Annotated in this window: 19 protein-coding genes and 1 pseudogene; 12 read left to right on the top strand and 8 right to left on the bottom strand. The window is 64.6% G+C overall.

Annotated elements, in window-relative coordinates; genetic code table 11:
* The first annotated feature begins 26 nt into the window (after positions 1-26).
* From HY699_24935 to HY699_24925, 3 genes are all read left to right on the top strand, one after another.
* Positions 27-482 carry an endonuclease domain-containing protein gene (locus HY699_24935; GenBank protein MBI4519049.1) on the top strand — a complete coding sequence of 152 codons (456 nt, stop codon included), beginning with the start codon at positions 27-29 and terminating at the stop codon, positions 480-482.
* 1,178 nt (positions 483-1,660) lie between these two features.
* A complete protein-coding gene (locus HY699_24930) occupies positions 1,661-2,023 on the top strand; it encodes a four helix bundle protein (protein ID MBI4519048.1) in 363 nt (120 codons plus the stop codon).
* 74 nt (positions 2,024-2,097) lie between these two features.
* The gene (locus tag HY699_24925; protein ID MBI4519047.1) at positions 2,098-3,027 is read left to right on the top strand and encodes a hypothetical protein; all 930 of its coding nucleotides are present in this window, start codon (positions 2,098-2,100) and stop codon (positions 3,025-3,027) included.
* On the opposite strand, the gene HY699_24920 is transcribed toward HY699_24925, so the two are convergent.
* From HY699_24920 to HY699_24910, 3 genes are all read right to left on the bottom strand, one after another.
* Positions 3,028-3,273, bottom strand: a complete 246-nt coding sequence (locus tag HY699_24920; protein MBI4519046.1) for a DUF2283 domain-containing protein — start codon at positions 3,271-3,273, stop codon at positions 3,028-3,030.
* Positions 3,274-3,292: 19 nt separating this feature from the next.
* Positions 3,293-3,472 carry a hypothetical protein gene (locus HY699_24915; protein MBI4519045.1) on the bottom strand — a complete coding sequence of 60 codons (180 nt, stop codon included), beginning with the start codon at positions 3,470-3,472 and terminating at the stop codon, positions 3,293-3,295.
* Positions 3,473-3,953: 481 nt separating this feature from the next.
* Entirely contained in the window at positions 3,954-4,262 is a 309-nt protein-coding gene (locus HY699_24910; protein MBI4519044.1) for a hypothetical protein, read from the bottom strand.
* 417 nt (positions 4,263-4,679) lie between these two features.
* On the opposite strand from HY699_24910, the gene HY699_24905 reads away from it, so the two are divergent.
* From HY699_24905 to HY699_24880, 6 genes and pseudogenes are all read left to right on the top strand, one after another.
* Positions 4,680-5,435: a hypothetical protein gene (locus tag HY699_24905; protein MBI4519043.1), complete on the top strand. Its 756-nt coding sequence runs from the start codon at positions 4,680-4,682 to the stop codon at positions 5,433-5,435.
* 25 nt (positions 5,436-5,460) lie between these two features.
* Positions 5,461-5,775, top strand: a complete 315-nt coding sequence (locus HY699_24900) for a DUF433 domain-containing protein (protein ID MBI4519042.1) — start codon at positions 5,461-5,463, stop codon at positions 5,773-5,775.
* A 232-nt stretch (positions 5,776-6,007) separates the two neighbouring features.
* A complete protein-coding gene (locus HY699_24895; GenBank protein MBI4519041.1) occupies positions 6,008-6,418 on the top strand; it encodes a type II toxin-antitoxin system VapC family toxin in 411 nt (136 codons plus the stop codon).
* 62 nt (positions 6,419-6,480) lie between these two features.
* Entirely contained in the window at positions 6,481-9,060 is a 2,580-nt protein-coding gene (locus tag HY699_24890) for a PglZ domain-containing protein (GenBank protein ID MBI4519040.1), read from the top strand.
* An 11-nt stretch (positions 9,061-9,071) separates the two neighbouring features.
* Positions 9,072-11,108, top strand: coding sequence for a protease Lon-related BREX system protein BrxL (gene brxL / locus HY699_24885; GenBank protein MBI4519039.1), 2,037 nt, complete (start codon positions 9,072-9,074; stop codon positions 11,106-11,108).
* A 9-nt stretch (positions 11,109-11,117) separates the two neighbouring features.
* Positions 11,118-11,219, top strand: a pseudogene (locus tag HY699_24880) (hypothetical protein).
* A gap of 83 nt (positions 11,220-11,302) precedes the next feature.
* On the opposite strand, the gene HY699_24875 reads toward HY699_24880, so the two are convergent.
* Positions 11,303-11,632: a hypothetical protein gene (locus tag HY699_24875; GenBank protein ID MBI4519038.1), complete on the bottom strand. Its 330-nt coding sequence runs from the start codon at positions 11,630-11,632 to the stop codon at positions 11,303-11,305.
* A gap of 53 nt (positions 11,633-11,685) precedes the next feature.
* Between HY699_24875 and HY699_24870 the strand changes: the two genes are divergently transcribed.
* Genes HY699_24870 through HY699_24860 form a run of 3 tightly spaced genes read left to right on the top strand, consistent with a single transcriptional unit; the run spans position 11,686 to position 13,694 of the window.
* Entirely contained in the window at positions 11,686-12,312 is a 627-nt protein-coding gene (locus tag HY699_24870) for a hypothetical protein (GenBank protein MBI4519037.1), read from the top strand.
* 11 nt (positions 12,313-12,323) lie between these two features.
* The gene (locus HY699_24865) at positions 12,324-13,067 is read left to right on the top strand and encodes an SDR family oxidoreductase (protein MBI4519036.1); all 744 of its coding nucleotides are present in this window, start codon (positions 12,324-12,326) and stop codon (positions 13,065-13,067) included.
* Positions 13,068-13,073: 6 nt separating this feature from the next.
* Positions 13,074-13,694 carry a tRNA (guanosine(46)-N7)-methyltransferase TrmB gene (locus HY699_24860; GenBank protein MBI4519035.1) on the top strand — a complete coding sequence of 207 codons (621 nt, stop codon included), beginning with the start codon at positions 13,074-13,076 and terminating at the stop codon, positions 13,692-13,694.
* A gap of 26 nt (positions 13,695-13,720) precedes the next feature.
* On the opposite strand, the gene HY699_24855 is transcribed toward HY699_24860, so the two are convergent.
* The 4 genes from HY699_24855 to HY699_24840 all read right to left on the bottom strand — a co-directional run bounded on the left by HY699_24855 (position 13,721) and on the right by HY699_24840 (position 17,978).
* Positions 13,721-14,164, bottom strand: a complete 444-nt coding sequence (locus HY699_24855; GenBank protein ID MBI4519034.1) for a DUF2721 domain-containing protein — start codon at positions 14,162-14,164, stop codon at positions 13,721-13,723.
* 97 nt (positions 14,165-14,261) lie between these two features.
* A complete protein-coding gene (locus HY699_24850) occupies positions 14,262-16,124 on the bottom strand; it encodes a transketolase (protein MBI4519033.1) in 1,863 nt (620 codons plus the stop codon).
* 334 nt (positions 16,125-16,458) lie between these two features.
* Positions 16,459-16,704, bottom strand: coding sequence for a MoaD/ThiS family protein (locus HY699_24845; protein ID MBI4519032.1), 246 nt, complete (start codon positions 16,702-16,704; stop codon positions 16,459-16,461).
* Entirely contained in the window at positions 16,704-17,978 is a 1,275-nt protein-coding gene (locus tag HY699_24840; GenBank protein MBI4519031.1) for an FAD-dependent oxidoreductase, read from the bottom strand. Before HY699_24840 ends, HY699_24845 begins: the two co-directional genes overlap by 1 nt.
* Between the last annotated feature and the right edge of the window lie 6 nt (positions 17,979-17,984).

Here is a 17,984-nt window from a genome sequence, read left to right as displayed (position 1 = left end):
GGGGAAGGTTAGGATGGGGGGTAGGCATGGCCAGCACGGCACGGCTGCTGCGGAAGAACCCTACGGAAGCTGAGCGCACGTTGTGGCGTTACCTCCGGCTGCGCCAACTCCACGGCCACAAGTTTCGGCGGCAGCAGCCACTCGGGCCCTACGTCGCAGATTTCGCCTGTTTGGAAAGGCGCCTGATTGTGGAAGTCGACGGCGCCCAACATGCGGAGCAGGCGGGTCGCGACGCCCAACGAACGGCATGGTTGGAGTCGCAGGGATTTCGAGTGCTCAGATTTTGGAACAACGAGGTCTTGCGAAACCACGACGGTGTTATCGCGGCGATTTGCGCGGCTCTGAGTCAGGCACCCCCCACCTCAATCCTCCCCCGCAAGGGGGGAGGAAGGCGGACCGGCGGCGATGATCCTTTCCTCCTTGCTGAGGAAGCCTGTCCCGAGCCAAGTCGAAAGGGTCAGGACGGGGGGAAGCGTGGATAAGTCCCTCCGCAACGCCCTCCGCTCCGCCGTCGTCGCCTGCCGCCAGGCGCTGGAGGAAGATGTCCGCGGGCAACTTGAGGGCCGATACGGGGTGACTCCCAAGGGGCAGTTCCTTGTCGCTGAGGAGTTTGCACCGTATGGCGACGAGACGGTGCCCGTCTTGCGCGCCAGCATCATCGACGCGATCGGCCACATCGAGAGCTTCGGCATCGCGCGCAAGGATGCCGTCGAGCAATTCGTCCGCGAGACCGCGTTCACGCATCTCAACCGACTGGCGGCGCTGAAGCTGATGGAGCACGACAGCCGCGAGCTGATTCCCGACTCGGTCGGCCACGGCAAGGAATCGAAGGGCTTCCTGCTCTTCCAGAAGGTAAGCCCGGAAGCATGCCGAGCGGCGAAGAACGGCGGCGTTCTCGATGGCGGCTATCGGCTCTACCTGGAATGCCTCTTCGACGATCTGGCAACCGAGCTGGGCGTACTCTTCGAGCGGCACCTACCGCAGTCGATCATCTTTCCGTCGGATGCGTGCGTGAAGCAGGTGCTCGACATTCTGAACGGTGACGCCATTGCCGCCGTGTGGGATGAGGACGAGACGATCGGCTGGATCTACCAATACTTCACCCCCAAGGAGCTGCGCGACAAAGCGCGCAAGGAAAGTAGCGCACCGCGGAACTCCTACGAGCTAGCGTTCCGCAACCAGTTCTACACGCCGCGGTACGTCGTCCAGTTCTTGGTCGACAACACCCTCGGCCGCATCTGGTTCGAGATGCAGCGGCGTAGCACGCGCCTCAAGGAGACCTGCCGTTACCTCGTGTACCAACCGAACGAGGTCTTCCTCGACGCGGGCGGGGAAAAAGTAGGCAGTAGGCAGACGGCAGACGGCAGCGGAGAAATCCCCTCTCCCGCATCACCCGCGGGAGAGGGCGAGGGTGAGGGTACCAATGGGAGGGGCGATGGGACGGTGGCGTCAATCTACGTCCATCATCGCCCGAAGAAGGACCCACGCGACCTGAAGCTGCTCGACCCAGCGTGCGGCAGCGCCCACTTCCTCCTGTACGGCTTCGATGTCCTCGAGACCATCTACGAAGAGTGCTGGGAAGAGCAGTATGCGGTAGGCAGTAGGCTGAAGGCAGCGGAGGAAGCAGTAGGCAGTGGGCTGATGGCAGAGGGAGGAAGTGATGGCGGGACAGAATTACAGGGATCTCATCGGCTGGCAGAAGGCGATGGATCTCGTGGAGCTGGTGTATCAGGCGACACGGAGCTTTCCGAAAGAGGAACAGTTCGCGCTGACATCGCAGATCCGCCGCGCGGCGGTGTCGATTCCATCGAACATCGCAGAGGGCCAGGGCCGGTCGTCGGCCAAGGAGTTCGTGAACTTCCTCTCGATCGCGCACGGTTCGGTTCGCGAGGTGGAGACGCAAGCCATGATTGCCCAGCGGCTGAAGTACTTAACGCGGGAACAGGCGGAGACACTCCTCGCATCAGCTGCGGAAGTTGGCAGGTTGATCAAAGGGCTTATGAACGCGATCTCCAGGAGATAGGGTACGACTACTCGAATTCTGCCTTCTGCCCTCTGCCTACCGCCTACCCAACGCTGGAGTCGCTCCGCCGTGCGTTGCCGGCGTTGGTCCTGCAGCACAACCTGCACGGCATCGACATCGACCTGCGTGCCACACAGATCGCGGCGCTGGCGTTGTGGCTGCGGGCGCAGCGATCGTTTCAGCGTCTGGGCCTGAAGGTCGCCGAGCGGCCGCGGATCACACGCTCGAACATCGCGTGCGCCGAGCCGATGCCCGGTGAACGCGAATTGCTGGAAGAGTTCACCGCTGGCTTGGAACCGAAGCTCTTGGGTGACTTGGTTCGCCGCGTCTTCGACTCGATGAAACTGGCAGGCGAAGCCGGTTCCCTGCTCAAGATCGAAGAGGAGGTGCGCGACGACATCGCGCGCGCGAAGCAGCAATGGCTGAAACGGCCGAAGAAGGAACAGCTCGCATTGTTTCCGGAGCCAGAGCGGCGCAAGGCCGAGCAGATGGTGCTCTTCGACCTCTCGGGTATCACCGACAAGAAGTTTTGGGACGATGCGGACGAGCGCGTGATCGCGGAGCTGCATCGGTATGCGAGCGGAGCAGCGAATGGCAAGGGTTTCCTGCGGCGGCTGTTCGCCGACGACGCCGAGCGCGGCTTCGCCTTCATCGACGTGTGTCGCCAGCAGTTCGAGGTCGTGCTCATGAATCCACCGTTCGGTGAGGCCAGCAAGCCGTCCAAGGCGTACATCGAGAAGACCTACCCGCGAACCAAGAACGACGTCTACGCGGCCTTCGTCGAGCGCGGCGTGGGGTGGCTGCACACCGGTGGCATGCTCGGTGCGATCACCTCGCGGACCGGCTTCTTCCTCTCCTCGTTCCAGAAGTGGCGTGAGGAGATCTTGCTCAAGGAAGCACGGCCGACGGTCGTCGCCGACCTGGGCCAAGGCGTCCTCGACACCGCGATGGTCGAGACCGCCGCATACTGCTTGGCGAAGGAGGCAGGTGTCAGTGAGCCGTGATCAGTGGTCAGTAGCCGGTGCGGGGCGTTTCTCGCCGAGGACTAGGTCCGTGAGCGGCAGGGCCAATACTTCCAGGCGGGAGAGATCGGCAGACTTGCTGGCGTCTTCGATCTCGATGCCGATCACGCGGTTGTGCTCGTCGAAGTCGAGCACGATACCCGGCGCCACCTCTTCCGACTCGGTGCTGACACCCTCAGCGAGCTTGAGGTACAGCATGTCGCTATCGGCATGGTATTGGAAGATCATGACCGTCACCCCTTTTCTCTCACGGCTTGAAGCCGCGATCAAGAAACGCGTTGTGCACCGTCTCGCCGTCTGCCTCGGTGACCACTCGCAGGTACCGGCTCAGCTCCGTGATGAACGCCCCGAACCCGCTGCCACTGCTCACGGCGCTCTCTTCCCCCGGCCGCCAGCCTCCAGCCTCTAGCCGCCAGCCCCCTCCCATGGCCCTCTTCTTCCGACTCCTCTCTGCCGATGACAAGGGCGCGGGGCTGCGTGCCGTCGTAGACACCACTCGCGTCGGGCACGCGATGGACACCGTTGTTCACGCAGCCGAACCCGACTCGTTTCGACAGATCCCAGGCTCGCCTTTCGCGTATTGGGTGAGCGACCGCGTCAGGCGACTGTTTGTGGAATTGCAGCCGTACGAAGGAGAGGGGCGAACGGCAAAGGTGGGGCTCGGTACGCTCGACGACTTCCGCTTTCTACGATGCTGGTGGGAGTGCGCGCCAGAGCGAATGCGCAAGAGCTGGTACCCGCTTGTCAGTGGAGGCCAATTCTCGCGCTTCTTTGGAGCCGTTCCAGCCGTCGTGTACTGGGAGGAGAGCGGACTGGAACTCAAGCGTTTCGTTGAATGCAAGGTTGGAAGTGCAAGTCGTAAGGTGCAGGCCGAGTCATTCTACTTCCGGCCCGGCCTCACCTGGCCACTACGAGGCATCGTCTTCTCCGCGCAAGCGGTTCCGGAGGGCTGCATCTTCAGCAACGCAGGCAAGATGGCGTTCGCGCGCGACGTCGCCGAGCTGCTTACGTTTCTTGGCCTGTTCAACTCCGCGATGTTCGACTACCTGCTTCGCGTATTCGCGGGCAAGGTGGGTGGGGTTCAGTACGAGGCCGGGTTGATTCAGCAAGTGCCGATCCCTGAGCTTGGAAGCGCAGCCGCCGATGAATTGAGGCGTCTTGCGGAAGAAGGATGTGCGCGCAACCGCCTTCCGTACCGATCCGATGAGATATCTCACGCTTATCTCTCGCCATCGGTTGTAGCCGAGACGGGGCGCAGCATTGCTGACCGCGCCACGCGCTTTTCAAGGCGGATCGAGTGCAACGGCAACCGGCTTCGGGAGATTCAAGCGAGAATAGACGAGATTGCATTCGACGCCTACGGCATCGCCGACGACGAGCGGGACGCAATCAGGTCTGTGATTCTCGGTCGGCAGTCAGCGGCCGTCGACGTTGCCGACGGTGCGCCAGCCGGATCCGAAGAGGGAGATGCAAGCGAAGCCTTCGCTCTTGATCGGCCCTCGCTGACGAGGGATCTGCTCTCGTACGCTCTCGGCTGCGTGTTTGGCCGGTGGAATCTCCGTGTTGCAACGGGCGAGACGCGACCGACTGAGTCGCCCAACCCGTTTACACCCCTACCTGTGTGCTTGCCCGGCATGCTGACCGGCTCCGACGGCCTGCCGGCGCGTGAGGCGCCGCCGGGGTATCCCGTCCGAATCGATTGGGACGGCATTCTGGTCGACGATCCCGGCCCGGACGGCAACAGCCTCCACGCCGACGACATCGTCCGCCGGGTGCGCGAGGTGCTCGAACTCCTTTTCGGCGACCGCCACGACGCCATCGAGAAGGAGGCATGCGAAATCCTCCGCGCGAAGGACCTGCGCGACTACTTGCGCTATCCGAACGGGTTCTTCACCGACCACATCAGGCGCTACTCCAAGAGCCGGCGCAAAGCGCCGATCTATTGGTTGCTGCAGTCGTCGAAGTGCTCGTACGGCCTGTGGCTCTACTACCACCGCCTCGACCGCGACACGGTCTTCAAGGCACTGCGCAACTACGTGCTGCCGAAGATCAACGGCGAGACCACCCGCCTGCGCGAAATGACCGACGGCCTCGAACAGGGCAAGGACTGGCTGCCGCAATCGCAGCGGACCAAGCGCGAGAAGGCCATCGACAAGCAGGAAGCCCTGCTCACCGAGCTGACGGCGTTCAAGGAAGCCCTCGAACGCGTCGCCGCGCTCGGCTACGATCCCGACCTCAACGACGGCGTCGTCCTCAACATCGCCCCCTTCTACGAGATCACCCCCTGGAAGGTCGCCAAGCAGTACTGGGACGAACTGTGCGAGGGCAAGTACGAGTGGAGCACGATGTCCAAGCGGTTGCGAGAGAAGGGTCTTGTGGCGGGAGGCTAGAGGCTGGAGACTGGAGGCTAGATCAATGGCACGAACAGCAGTGAAAGCGAAACACCCCTACATTGAAAGCCGCAAGGGGTACTGCGGCGGCAGTCCAATTATTGCAGGGACGAAGTTCCCGGTTCGCTCGGTGGTGAACTACGTCCTCCGGCAGGGCATGTCCCCGGAGGAGGTGGTCAAAGAGTTCGAGCACCTGACGCTCGCCCAGGTACATGACGCCTTGTCGTACTACTACGATCACCAGGCCGTGATTGACCGCGAGATTGACGAAAACACCGAGGGTCGTGTGCGGCTACAAGATCGACGCACCAGCGGGTGCGGGAATTGGAGGAGCAGATGAAAAGGGCAATTGTCGTCCGGGGTAGATTCTCCGACGCGCGGCACATTGAGTTGGAAGAGCCGGTCAGGGAGCTGAAAGGCCCTGTCGAGGTTGCAATCCGGGCCGTTGGGAAATCTCGGCGAAAGACGCAACCCGACGTCTTCGAGTACATTGCGACCCTACCGCCGGGCACGCGAACAAAGCAGGAGATCGATCGCCAGATCCAGGAGGAGCGGGAGTCCTGGGGGGATCGATGAGCCGCCTGTACCTCGACGCGTGTTGCATCATCTACCTCATTGAAGCGGCGAACCCGTTTCATGCAGCCGTGCTGGCGCGGCTCAAGCAGCACGGCAAGGACCGGAGCGCTCGCATTGTAACGTCCCAACTATCGCGCCTGGAATGCCGCGTGCGGCCGCTGCGAGACAAGGACACGGGGCTGCTCGCAAGATACGATAAGTTCTTCTCCGCGCGCCGTCTCGTGCTCGCCGAGTTGACGCCGGCCGTGATCGACCAGGCCACCGAACTGCGGGCCAAATACGGGTTCAAGACTCCCGATGCTATTCACCTCGCGACCGCCATCGATGACGGGACCGATGTCTTCCTGACAGGAGACACCACGCTACAGCGGTGCGCCGAGGCGAAGGTGGAAATAGTCGTACCCTGAGACAAACACTCTTCAGAGATCTCGTTCCTCCCATGGGCAGAGTCGCTGACGCGGTCGTTTCCTTGGTCACCAAACAGGTGCACGACGCCGGCATCGTAGTCTGGTACGACCCGGAACGCTCCTACGTGCACGTCGCTGAGCAGATCACCGTGCCGGACGCGACTGTCATCCGATTTTGTGGCAGCTTTTTCGAGCTGCGCGCCCAGCTCGAGCCGCTACTCGAATTTGTCGATACCGATGGCCATCCGCGACCGGAACGCACCGTGCCGCCGCATGTGCTCGTCTACATGCCGATGGATCGCCGCGAGACGCACTACGCCCTGATCGAAGCGGAGAGCGCGGGCCACGTGATCGAGCCCGGCGCCAACCCGTGGCAGCGCAACACACGCCTGAAAGTCATCGCAGAGCGGGTGTTCAAGGACCTCGCGCCAGACCGCGCCGGCGACGTCGCTCGACAAGTCGAGCAGGGCATCCTCACGCTCGAAGATCTGGACCGCCTTGCCGAACAATCGGCGGCAGTCGGATCGGGGGCTGTGAAGCTGATCTTCGGCACCGCATCGGTGGAAGATGTCGCGCTGATGTTCGCCGCATCCGAGAAGCACGACGCAGCCACTGCGTCGAAGCAGGCCCTCCCGGAAATCGCACTCCTGCTTGCATCCGAACTCGGCGTCGCGGTTGATGCCAACGGCTCCATCACTGCCGCACGCCACGCCCTGCGAAGGGTCTTGCTGCTGAGCGAGTTCGTTGCCGCAGTGCGTGCTCGCGGCGGAACGGTGCCGGAGTTCGAATCCGCTGGGTTGCCTGCGCGCGACCACCACATGGCGATGGCCACGAAGGTGTGTCAGACGTGGCGTCGCCGCTCTGACTACCGAGAGGCATACGTCGCTGCCGCTCGCGAGGTTGATGCTGAGGTCGCAATCGGCAGTTTGAACCTTGAGGCGCAATGCTTGGCCGGCATCGAAACATTCCCGTCGGTCGAGGAGAAGTTGCTGCGCCACGCCGAGCAGACCGTGTTTGACGGGACTCCGGAGCGCGCACGCGATCTGGCCGAGCAACGCAAGCGTTCATTTTGGTCCACGGAAGAGCCAACGAACCAGCTGCGCTGGTCGCTCATCGAGACGGCTGCGCTCGTGATTCTCACTGCGGCCCGACTCAAAGCGGAGCTGAAGAACGTGGCGAAGACACCTGCAGCGTTTGTGAAGGCATACGTTGCGGGCTCGGAACCGTGGTGCCTGCTCGATACCTACCACCGGCATTTGGAGCGTCAGTTCGCGATCTTCGATCTGGAGATCGGTGGTGAGCACGACCTCATCGAGCAGGTCATCCACCGCGCGCGGCAGCAATACATGGACGCCGTCGCGCTCTGCGCCGAAGCCTTCACTGCAGCGCTGGACGCCGCCGACTTCTCGGTCGCGGACGTACTGCATCAGGAGAAGATCTTTCCGAACCTCGTCGCGCCCCTCACGAAATCGGGAAAGGAATCGAAGGGGAAACCAGCCTACATTTGGGTCGACGCGATGCGATTCGAAATGGGGCGCGAGTTCGTTGACGGGCTTGGGGATGAGCTTGAGGTCAAGCTCATCCCCGGCATCGCCCAGCTTCCGACGATCACGGAGGTCGGGATGTCGGCTCTGCTGCCCGGGGCCGACCATGGCGCGGAGTTGGTCGAAGCAGGTGCTGGCAAGGTCGCCTTGAAGATCGGCGGGAACATCCTCAAGGACCGAGCCGGTCGGGTGAAGCATTTGCGGGACCGCGTCGGCGGCAAGGTGGTCGATGTGAAGCTCAACGAGCTCATCAAACCGTCGAAGAAGCTGCGCGATGAAATCAGCGCGGCTGACTTCGTGTTGGTGACCTCACAAGAAATCGACCGCCGCGGCGAGAGTGCCGAGGACGAAGACGAGGCGCGCCGGTACATGGACGAAGTGCTCGACAAGCTGCGCAAAGGCGTGCGCAGACTGGCGTCTCTTGACGTGACCGACGTGGTGATCACCGCGGACCATGGCCATCTGTTTGGCGAGGCGATCGAAAGTGGAATGAAGATCGATCCACCCGGTGGCGATACCGCCGATCTGCATCGACGCGTCTGGATTGGGAAGGGCGGAAGCAGTGCTGACGGATTTGTGCGCGTGCCAGCGAGCCGGGTGGGGCTGGGCGGCGACCTTGAGTTGGCCTTGCCCCGCAGCCTGGCGTGCTTCAAGGCGGGCGGCTCGGAATCGTTCTTCCACGGTGCTGCCTCCCTGCAGGAGTTGATCATTCCGGTTGCCGTGGTGAAGGCGAAGCGCGATGCCGTTCCGGCGGGCCAGGCCGTGATCGCCTTGACGATGGAACGTCCCCGGATCGCAACTCGGTTCTTCTCGGTGACGGCGACCTACTCGCTGACCGAGTTCTTCGGGGCTGAGGAAAAACGGGTGAAAGCCGTGGTACGCGCCAACAAGAAGGACATCGGGTCGGCGGTGATGGCAGGATATGGGTTCGAGGACGGCACGCAGGAAATCGTCCTCCGAAAGGACAAGCCGAATGCCATCACGCTCATGTTGCCCGCCGACGCCGACATGAAGATCGTCTCCGTCCACATCCTGGATGCCGCCTCACAGGTGGAACTGAAGCGGCTGGACGATGTAGAAGTGGCGATCGGGATCTAGGAGACGAGGGCATGACTGAACGCGCAGACCTGGATCGGAAGGCCAACGACGTCTTCGGCGGCCGTGTCGTGCGGAAGGATCTCGTCCGCAAGGTCAAGGTCGGCGCCAATGTGCCGGTGTTCGTGCTGGAGTATCTCCTCGGGAAGTACTGCGCCACTGACGATCAGCAGGCCATCGAGGCGGGGCTCCGGCTCGTCAACAGCACGATCGCCGAAAACTTCGTGCGGCCGGACGAGGCGAACAAAGCGCAATCGTTCGTGCGGGAGAAGGGCCGGCACACGCTGATCGACAAGGTGAAGGTCCGGTATCTCTCCGACGACGACAAATACTGGGCCGAGTTCGTCAACTTCGGGCACAAGCACGTGCACATTCCCGAGCGGTATGTCCGCGAGTACGACCGGCTGCTCATGGGTGGCATCTGGGCGCAGGTGAACCTGCGCCACGAGTACGACGAAGAGGCGAAGGGGAAGCGGAGCCCGTTCTGGATCGATGACCTGAAGCCGATCCAGCTCGGAACGTTTGATCTCGACGATTACCGGCAGCGGCGCCGGGAGTTCCGCGCCGACGAATGGATCGATCTCCTGATCCGCAGCATCGGGCTGGAGCCGTCGCACTTCAGCCGGCGGCTCAAGCTACTCTTCCTGACTCGGCTGATTCCGTTGTGCGAGGCGAACTTCAACTTGGTGGAGCTTGGTCCGCGAGGAACCGGCAAATCGTATGCGTACCAGGAGCTGAGTCCGTACGTGATCCTGCTCACGGGGCCAACGACCGTCGCCAACCTCTTCTACAACATGGCGAGCGGGAAGATGGGGCTGGTCGGTTTGTGGGATGCGGTGGCCTTCGACGAAGTGGCCGACCTTCAGAAAATGCCCAAGGAGGTGGTGACAACGCTGAAGACGTACTGCGAGTCCGGCACCTTCGCCCGGGGCAAGGAGGCGCTCTCGGGCATCGCGTCAGTCGCCATGTTCGGCAACACGAATCAGCCGGTCGAGGTGATGGTGCGATCGTCGCACCTCTTCCTGCCGATGCCCGATGTGATTCGGGAAGACATGGCCTTCCTCGACCGCATTCACTTCTACCTCCCGGGTTGGGAGGTGCCGAAGATGCGGATCGAGTTCTTCACTGACCACTACGGGTTCATCGTCGACTACCTGGCCGAGGCGTTGCGCGAGCTGCGACGGCACAACTTCGCCGAGATTACGGACCATCACTTCTCGCTCGGCGCTCATCTGAACGCCCGCGACGTGAAGGCCGTGCGAAAGACGGTCGCGGGTTTGGCCAAGCTGCTTCACCCGGATGGCGAGGTGCAGAAGGAGGAGCTGGCGGAGCTGCTGGAGATCGCGCTCGAAGGCCGGCGCCGCGTGAAAGAACAGCTCAAGAAGATGGGCTCCTTCGAGTACCACCAGACCTCATTCTCGTACATCGACAACGAGACCCGGGAGGAGCGTTACGTCGGTGTGCCGGAAGAGGGTGGCCGGGGGCTGATTTCCAGTGATCCGCTGGCGCCGGGGTCGGTGTACGCGGCCTCGGTGGATGACCAAGGCAAGGTGGGCTTGTATCGCATCGAGGTGGGCTGCTCACCGGGCACCGGCAAGCTCAAGGTGGCCGGTGGCTTGGACAGCACGATGAAGGAGGCCATCCAGCGGGCGTTCGCATACATTCAAGGGCACAAAGTGAACATGGGCATTGCGCAAGCCTTCGATGTCACGGACTTCCACGTCGAGGCGATCGACCTGCTCACGAACCGCGTCTCGTGCGATGCGGGGATCGCGCTGGTGGTCGCCATCCATTCGGCGCTCAAGAAGCATTCAGGCTTGCCCGCCCTGGTCGTACTGGGCGACCTCAGCATTCAAGGCAACTTGAAGCCCGTGCGTTCGTTGTCCGAGGCGCTTCAAATCGGCATGGAGAACGGGGCTCGACGTGCCCTGATCCCGATTGAGAACAAGCGCCATTTTCTCGAAGTGTCGGCCGACATCATGGAGCGAGTAGACCCGATCTTCTACGGAGATCCGCTCATGGCGGCGATGAAGGCGCTGGGGTTGAATTGATGGCAAGACGAGTACGGCATGCCGCCCCGCGGCGAGCTCGGCATCGGCATCGACCGCATGGTCATGCTGATCACCGGGGCGACATCGATCAGCCGCCGTGTACAACCTTGATTCCGGCCGGCACCGGCGTACACCGCCGCGTGGAGGCAGGAAGGCGCGAGGCGTGCACAGCGCGGGGCCTCAATCGCAGTCGTTCAGCGCGAAGTGAGCCGGCGCGGCTGGCGGCGGCGCTGGCGCACCGTGGGCTCGAAGGTTTGCGGGTCGAACTCCCAGAATTTGCGCAGGCCGAAGTAGTAACCGCACATCTCGTTGTCCATGTCGTTGTTGAAAGTGCGCTGCCGCCCGTCCTGGAAGTCGATGCGCACCAGGCAGGTGCCGCCAGGGACCGTCGAGGTCATCTCCTCCACCACCACGCCCTGACCCCACTGGCTGTAGTTGAGATGATTCACCCGATCGCCGAGCCGCAGATACAGGCGCTTGTCGTTGACGAAGGGCATTCGCTGGCCGGCTAGTGCGGGCTTCATAGCACGCACGCCGCAGGCTTGCACCCCTGTGCCGCGCTGGCTACGCTCGGGGCGTGCGCTACGGGTTCGTGGTTGTCGTCTCGTTTGCCGGTCTCCTGCTACAACCGGCGGCTGCCGAAGTGACAGAGGGGCAGGCGCGGGCGTTGGCGCAGGCGGCGGCGCCGGTGTCCGAGGCCGCCGGCAGCGTTCGCCGCGGCAGCCTGAGCGTGCATGAAGGCAGCGTCGGCTCGATGCATTCGCGGCCGGTGCGCGACGGCAGGGGGCGCAGCATGCATAGCGGTCCGGTTTCGGAGCTGGGAGCCGGCTCGGTGTACGACAGCGTCGGCGCCGGCGGCGCTGCCGGCGAATTGTCAGTGGGCGCCGTCAAGAAGGATCGCGCGGCCCCACTCGGTGCACCGATCTCGCAGCCGCTGCGAGAGCTCGGCGCGTTGCAGGAGCAACTGCGCGCGATCGAGCCGGTGCCGCTCGACGCCGTTAGCAGTGAGCCGCCAGTAGCGGAGGAGTTGTCCGAAACTGCGCTCGACGAGTTCGACGAACAGCCACAAGGGCCGGGGGCGGCATTACTGCCCGACGAAATTGTGGAGCCGGCGCGGCAGAACGAAGAGGCCGGCTCGGACATCACCGCCGAGAGCGCTGAAGCCGTAGCCGGCGAGCCCGCCGCCGACGACGGTGGCGACTGAGGCGTTTTGCCATGGTCGTACGCGAGGCGGTTGCGGTGGTGACCGGTGGCGCACGCCGGCTGGGACAGGCCACGGTGCTGCGCCTGGCTCAGGCCGGTTGCCACGTAGTTGTGAACTATCATCACTCAGAGCAGGCGGCGGCGGACACCGCGGCAGACGCGCGCGCGTTCAGCGTGCAGGCGGAGAGCTTTCAAGCCGACGTCAGCCGGCCGGCGCAGGCACAAGCGCTGATCGACTTCACCCTCTCCCGCTTCGGCCGCCTCGATCTCCTGGTCGCCAATGCCGGTGTCTTCCGGCGCACGCCGATCGCGCAGGCGGGCGACGGCGACTGGGACGACATGATGCGCGGCAACCTCGATGCCTTCTTCTTTCCGGCCCAGAGCGCCGGTGCGGCGATGGTGGCGCGCGGCGGCGGTGCCATCGTCGCGCTGGCCGACGTCGCCGGCTTACGCCCGTGGGCCGAGTACGGGCCGTACTGCGCCGCCAAAGCCGCGGTCGCCGGCTTGGTGCAAGCGCTGGCGATCGAGTTGGCACCGCTTGTGCGCGTCAACGGCATCGCTCCCGGCCCGGTGCTGTTTCCGGACGATTTCGACGCCGCCCAGCGCCAGCGCGAGATCGCGCGCACCCTGCTCGGGCGCGCAGGAGGCGCGGGTGATATCGCCGAGGCGGTGCTATTCCTGGCGCGCGCCGACTACATCACCGGGGTCGTGCTGCCGGTCGACGGCGGCCGGCTGCTGTTCGAAGGCTCCAGGTAATCACCGGTGGCGCAACGCCCTTGGCACCCGGCGGTCGCGGCCGCACCCGAGCCGGCGACTTTGCCGGTGTCCGGCATCAGCGCGCACGAGTTCTGGGGCGGCGTCTTCGGCCGTGTTGCGCCGGTGGAGGTGGAGATCGGTGCCGGCCGCGGCGCCTTTCTGTTTGCCGCTGCGGTTGCTGCACCCGATCGCAACTTCTTCGCCATCGAGAACTCCAGCTCGCACGCCGTGCGGCTCAGGCACGAGGCCGAGGCCCGCGGCCTCGCCAACGTGCGCGTCCTGCGCGCCGACGCCACCTGCGTGGTGGCATCGCTGATCCCGGCCGAGTCGGTGGCGGCCTACCACGTCTACTTTCCCGACCCGTGGTGGAAACGCCGGCATCATCGGCGCCGGCTGTTCACCGCTGCCTTCGCCGCCGCGCTGGCGCGCACGCTGATACGCGGCGGCCGCCTCTACTTCGCCACCGACGTGGCGCCGTATTTCGGCGCGGTCACCGCACTGCTGGCGGCGCAGCTGGAGCCGGATGACGCGCCCCGCCCGCTGGCCGTGGTCACCCGCTTCGAGCACAAGGCCCTGAGCCACGGCAGCGGCATCCACAGCGCGAGTTTTCGAAGGCCACTCTTGTAGTGAGCGTATATCGCCAGGCGCGGGCGTTACTCGGCGCTGGCCGCGTGCCCGAGCTCGAGGCGCAAGGCCACCAGCGACAAGTGGATGTCCTGCATGAACGCCACCAGCGCCGCCATGCATCCGATGAAGAGCAGGCTGATCAGCAGCCCCAGCTCGAGCTGCAGCAGTGCGACTACGAACAAGCTGATGACGAGCAGGCCGGCGAGGATCGCGCTGGCTGCCGCCAGTGTGATGGCCAAGCGGATGAGGCGCGCGCGCCGGAACAGGATCTGCACCTGCGCCAGCACACGCTCGCGCTCCGAGCCCGAGAGCAACCGCAGTTCTTTGAAGAGAATACGCGAGCGATCGATGGCACGCCCGAGCCGATTGGTCATCGTCAGCAGCAACAACCCCATGCCGGAAATCAAAATCACCGGCCCGATGGCCAACTGGAGGACGGGAATGACCTGGCTGAGCGAGGTCGCCGGCATGAGCGCCACCCTAGAGAGCGGAGTCGAGGGTACTCCTGAGCGGTGCCGGGCACAAACCCGCACCCGCGATTAGCTGGGCCGAGGGTGTGCTGCCCGTCTATTTGCTGGCGGCCAGTTCGCGCGCCAGGGCGACGATCGCGCCGGCGTCGATGCCGTGGGCGGCGAGCAGCTCGGCGGGCTTACCCGAACGCGAGACGGTGGCGACGGCAAGCTTGTGCACGCGCACGCCAGCGGTCGCCAGCGCGCTGAGGACTGCGTCGCCGAGGCCGGCGTCGTAGAAATGGTCTTCGATGGTGATGATGGTGTTGTTGGTCGCCCGCGCCGCGTGCAGCAGGCCCTGGCGATCGATCGGTTTCACCGAGTAGGCATCGATCACGCGGATGTGAATGCCCGCGGCGGCCAGTTGCTGATGCGCCTTGAGGGCCTCGTACAACGTCACCCCCGCCGCCACCACGCTGAGCTGATCGTGTGCGCTTGCGCGCAGCACCTTCGAGCCGCCGATCGGGAATTGCTCGTCGTTGGCGTACAAGACCGGAGTCTTGGGCCGGCTCAGGCGCAAGTAGACAATGCCCGTAACCGCCGCGGCAATGCCGGCCAGGCGCTCGGCGCTGACGGCATCGGCTGGATACAACACCACCGAGCCCGGGACCGCGCGCATCATGGCAATGTCTTCCAAGCCCATTTGCGATGGGCCGTCTTCACCGATCGAGACCCCGGCGTGCGAGCCCGCGAGTTTGAGGTTGGCTTGCGAGATCGCCGCCATCCGGATGTGGTCAAACCCGCGGGTGAGAAAACAGGCGAAGCTCGAGAGGAACGGAATCTTGCCCGCAATCGCCAAGCCCACACCGACCCCGATGAGGTTCTGCTCGGCGATGAAGGCCTCGAAATAGCGGTCGGGATGGGATTGCAAGAAGCGCTCGGCGAAAGTCGAGTTCTTGGTGTCGCCATCGAGCACGACGATACGCGGATCGACGTCCCCCAGCTTCACCAGAGCGCTGCCGTAGGCCTCGCGTGTCGCCACCTCCTGCCCGAGCTTGTAGCTCGGCAGCGCCACCGGCTTGCTGGCGGCTGCCGGGGCCGGCGCTGCCGGCGGCGATGCGATGCGTGGCGCCGGCGGTTGCGCGCCGCCGTTTTGCATCACTTCTGCGACCGCGCGCTCCAGCTCGTCGCCCTTCTTGAGCGGCTTGCCGTGCCAGCCGTCTTTGTCTTCGAGGAACGAAACCCCTTTACCCTTCACGGTGCGGGCGATGATCGCCACCGGCTTGTCGGTCACGGTGGCGGCGGCGCGCAGCGCCTCGACAATCGCGGCCAGGTCGTGGCCATCGATGGTGACCGCGTGCCAACCGAAGGCGGCGAAACGGGCGCGATAGGATTCGAGATCCCACTGGTACATCGTGCGCTGGCTCTGGCCCAGGGCGTTGACATCGACGATGGCCACCAGGTTGTCGAGCCGGTAATAAGCGGCGAAGGCCGCGGCTTCCCACACCGCGCCTTCCGCCGTCTCGCCGTCACCGAGCAGCACGTAGACGCGGTACGGCAGCCGCTCGAGGTGCTTTGCGTTCAGGGCGAGGCCGGCTCCGATCGAAAGGCCCTGTCCGAGTGATCCCGTGGCACCAACCGTTCCGGAGAAACGCGGCGTCGGGTGTCCTTCCAGTTCGCTGTCGTAGCGCCGCAGGGTGAGCAACCGCTCCGGCGGGAAGGCGCCAGCCTCCGCCCACGCGGCATAAAGCAGCGGCGCCGCGTGCCCCTTGGAGAGCACAAAGCGGTCGGCGGCCGGATGCTGCGGGTTGGCCGGATCGTAGCGCATGACATCGAAGAACAGCGCCGCGACGATGTCGGCGGCCGAGAGGCACGAGGTTGGATGACCCGAACCGGCCTCCGCGGTCGAGCGCAACGAGTGCGCGCGCAAGCGCGCCGCGCGAGCACGGAGTGTGTCGAGAGTCGAAATTGTAGGGTTCATTGGCAACTCAAATTCCGAGCGAAGATGGTGTGCGTCGCGGCGGCCGTACGATTTCAGGAGCCAGCCCCGTGGGGTCGCGTGAGGTCGAAAGATGAACCCCTCACAAGCTCACCCCAGCCCTGAGCTGAAACTCGCCGCTTGTGCTCGCCGGAGTGCCCCACGATCCGGTACCGTAGCCCCCTCCGCGCAAAACCATGCGGGGAGAGGGAGCAACACGCGAAGGGATGCCGGTAGAGAGCGCTGGCGCGGAGACAGCGGGCGAGTTTCAGGTCAGGGAGCACGGACGCTTGCGCATTCTCGATTCCGGATTGCGGGGTCGGATGACGGGCACTAGTCATCGGCTACCACCTGCCAGCGGCGGGAAGAGGTTGATCTCCTGCCCGTCTTTCAGCACGGCTGCCGGATCGAGCAACTCATCGCCCGACACCGTCATGCCGGCGTGCCGGGGCGGAATGCCCAGTTGCCGGATGACATCGGCCACGGTCGCCCCTTCGGCGACCTCGATGACGACGGCATCGCCGGTAGCTTGCGCCGGCAAGTGCTTCTTCAGCGTGGCGTGCAACTTGACCGTGATGCACATCAGCGCACCGGACGTGGGCGTGGCCCGTGCTGGCCGCGGCCGTAGATGGTGGTGGCGTAAGTGAAGCGCGGCAGCTTGTAGTCGGCGAACTCGCGCCAGCTGGCGCGGCGCTTGATCAACCCATTGATCACGCCCATTTCCGCCACGCCGTTTTCGTCTCCCAAATACATGGCGCCGGCGATGCCGCCGTCGGCACTCACAACCACTTTGCGGTAGGCGGCGGCGGTGTTGCTGAGCAGCTGCACTTCGTCTCCTGGTGCCTCGCGGAACCGCCCCAGTTGCGCCAGCGTCAGGTTGAACAGCGTGACCACGTTCATGCCCAGACTGCCGGCGTAAGTCAGGCGCTGGCCGGCCATGTTGGCGCCGGCGATGCGGCCCTGCTCCACTGCCGCCGGCCAGATGGCGTGAATGGTGCGATCGCCGCCGAGGAAGTCCTTGACCTCGGCCACGTCGCCGGCAGCAAAGATGTCGGCGCAGTCGGTCTCCAACCACTCGTCCACCACCACGCCGCGGTTGACCACGCACGGGCCGTTGCGCAGAAAGCCGACGTTGGGCTCGACGCCGGCGGCCACCACCAGCAAGTCCGCCAGCAGTGCTTCGCCGCCTTCGAGCGTAACCGTAATTTCGCCGTTGTTCGCCGCCACCGCCGCCACGGTGGCGCCGAGGCGCAGGGTCACGCCGGCCTCGGCCACCGCCTGCGAGAAGCGCCGGCCGCCTTCAGCATCCAGCAGCTGGGGCAGCAACTGGGAAGCCATCTCGACGATGGTCAGGCGCAGGTTCAACTTGCGCAAGGCCTCGGCCGCCAGCATGCCGATGAAGCCGCCGCCGATGAGCACGGCACGGCGCGCCTTCTGGGCCGCGGCCCGCAAGCCCTTGGCGTCATCGAGAGTCCACAAGTAGTGATGCGGCACGGCCTCGAGCCCGCTGATCGGCGGCATACTGCACCCCGAGCCGGTGCCGAGCAGCAGCTTGCCGAATCGCAGCTTGCGGCCGTCCGCGAGCACGACCTGCTTAGCCCCGGCGTCGACGGCGACAACGCTGGCGTCCTCGACCAGCTCGACCCCCAGGCGCTGGTAATCCGCGCGCTGGCGGATGAGCAGGTCTTCGAGCGTCATTTCGCCGGCCACGTAATAGGGCAGCGCCACGCGCGAGTAAGCCGGGCCGTGCTCGCGGTTAAGCAGCACGATCGAACCGCCGCCGTCGAACTTGCGAATGGCGTCGATTGCCGCCAGCGCCGCGGCGCTGTTGCCGATCAGGACGTACTGCCCTTCCATCACCGG

The organism is Deltaproteobacteria bacterium (genome assembly GCA_016210005.1).
Classification (GTDB): domain Bacteria; phylum Desulfobacterota; class Binatia; order HRBIN30; family JACQVA1; genus JACQVA1.
The sequence above is the reverse complement of the archived record's forward strand: the minus strand, read 5'-3'. Positions and strand labels throughout refer to the sequence as shown.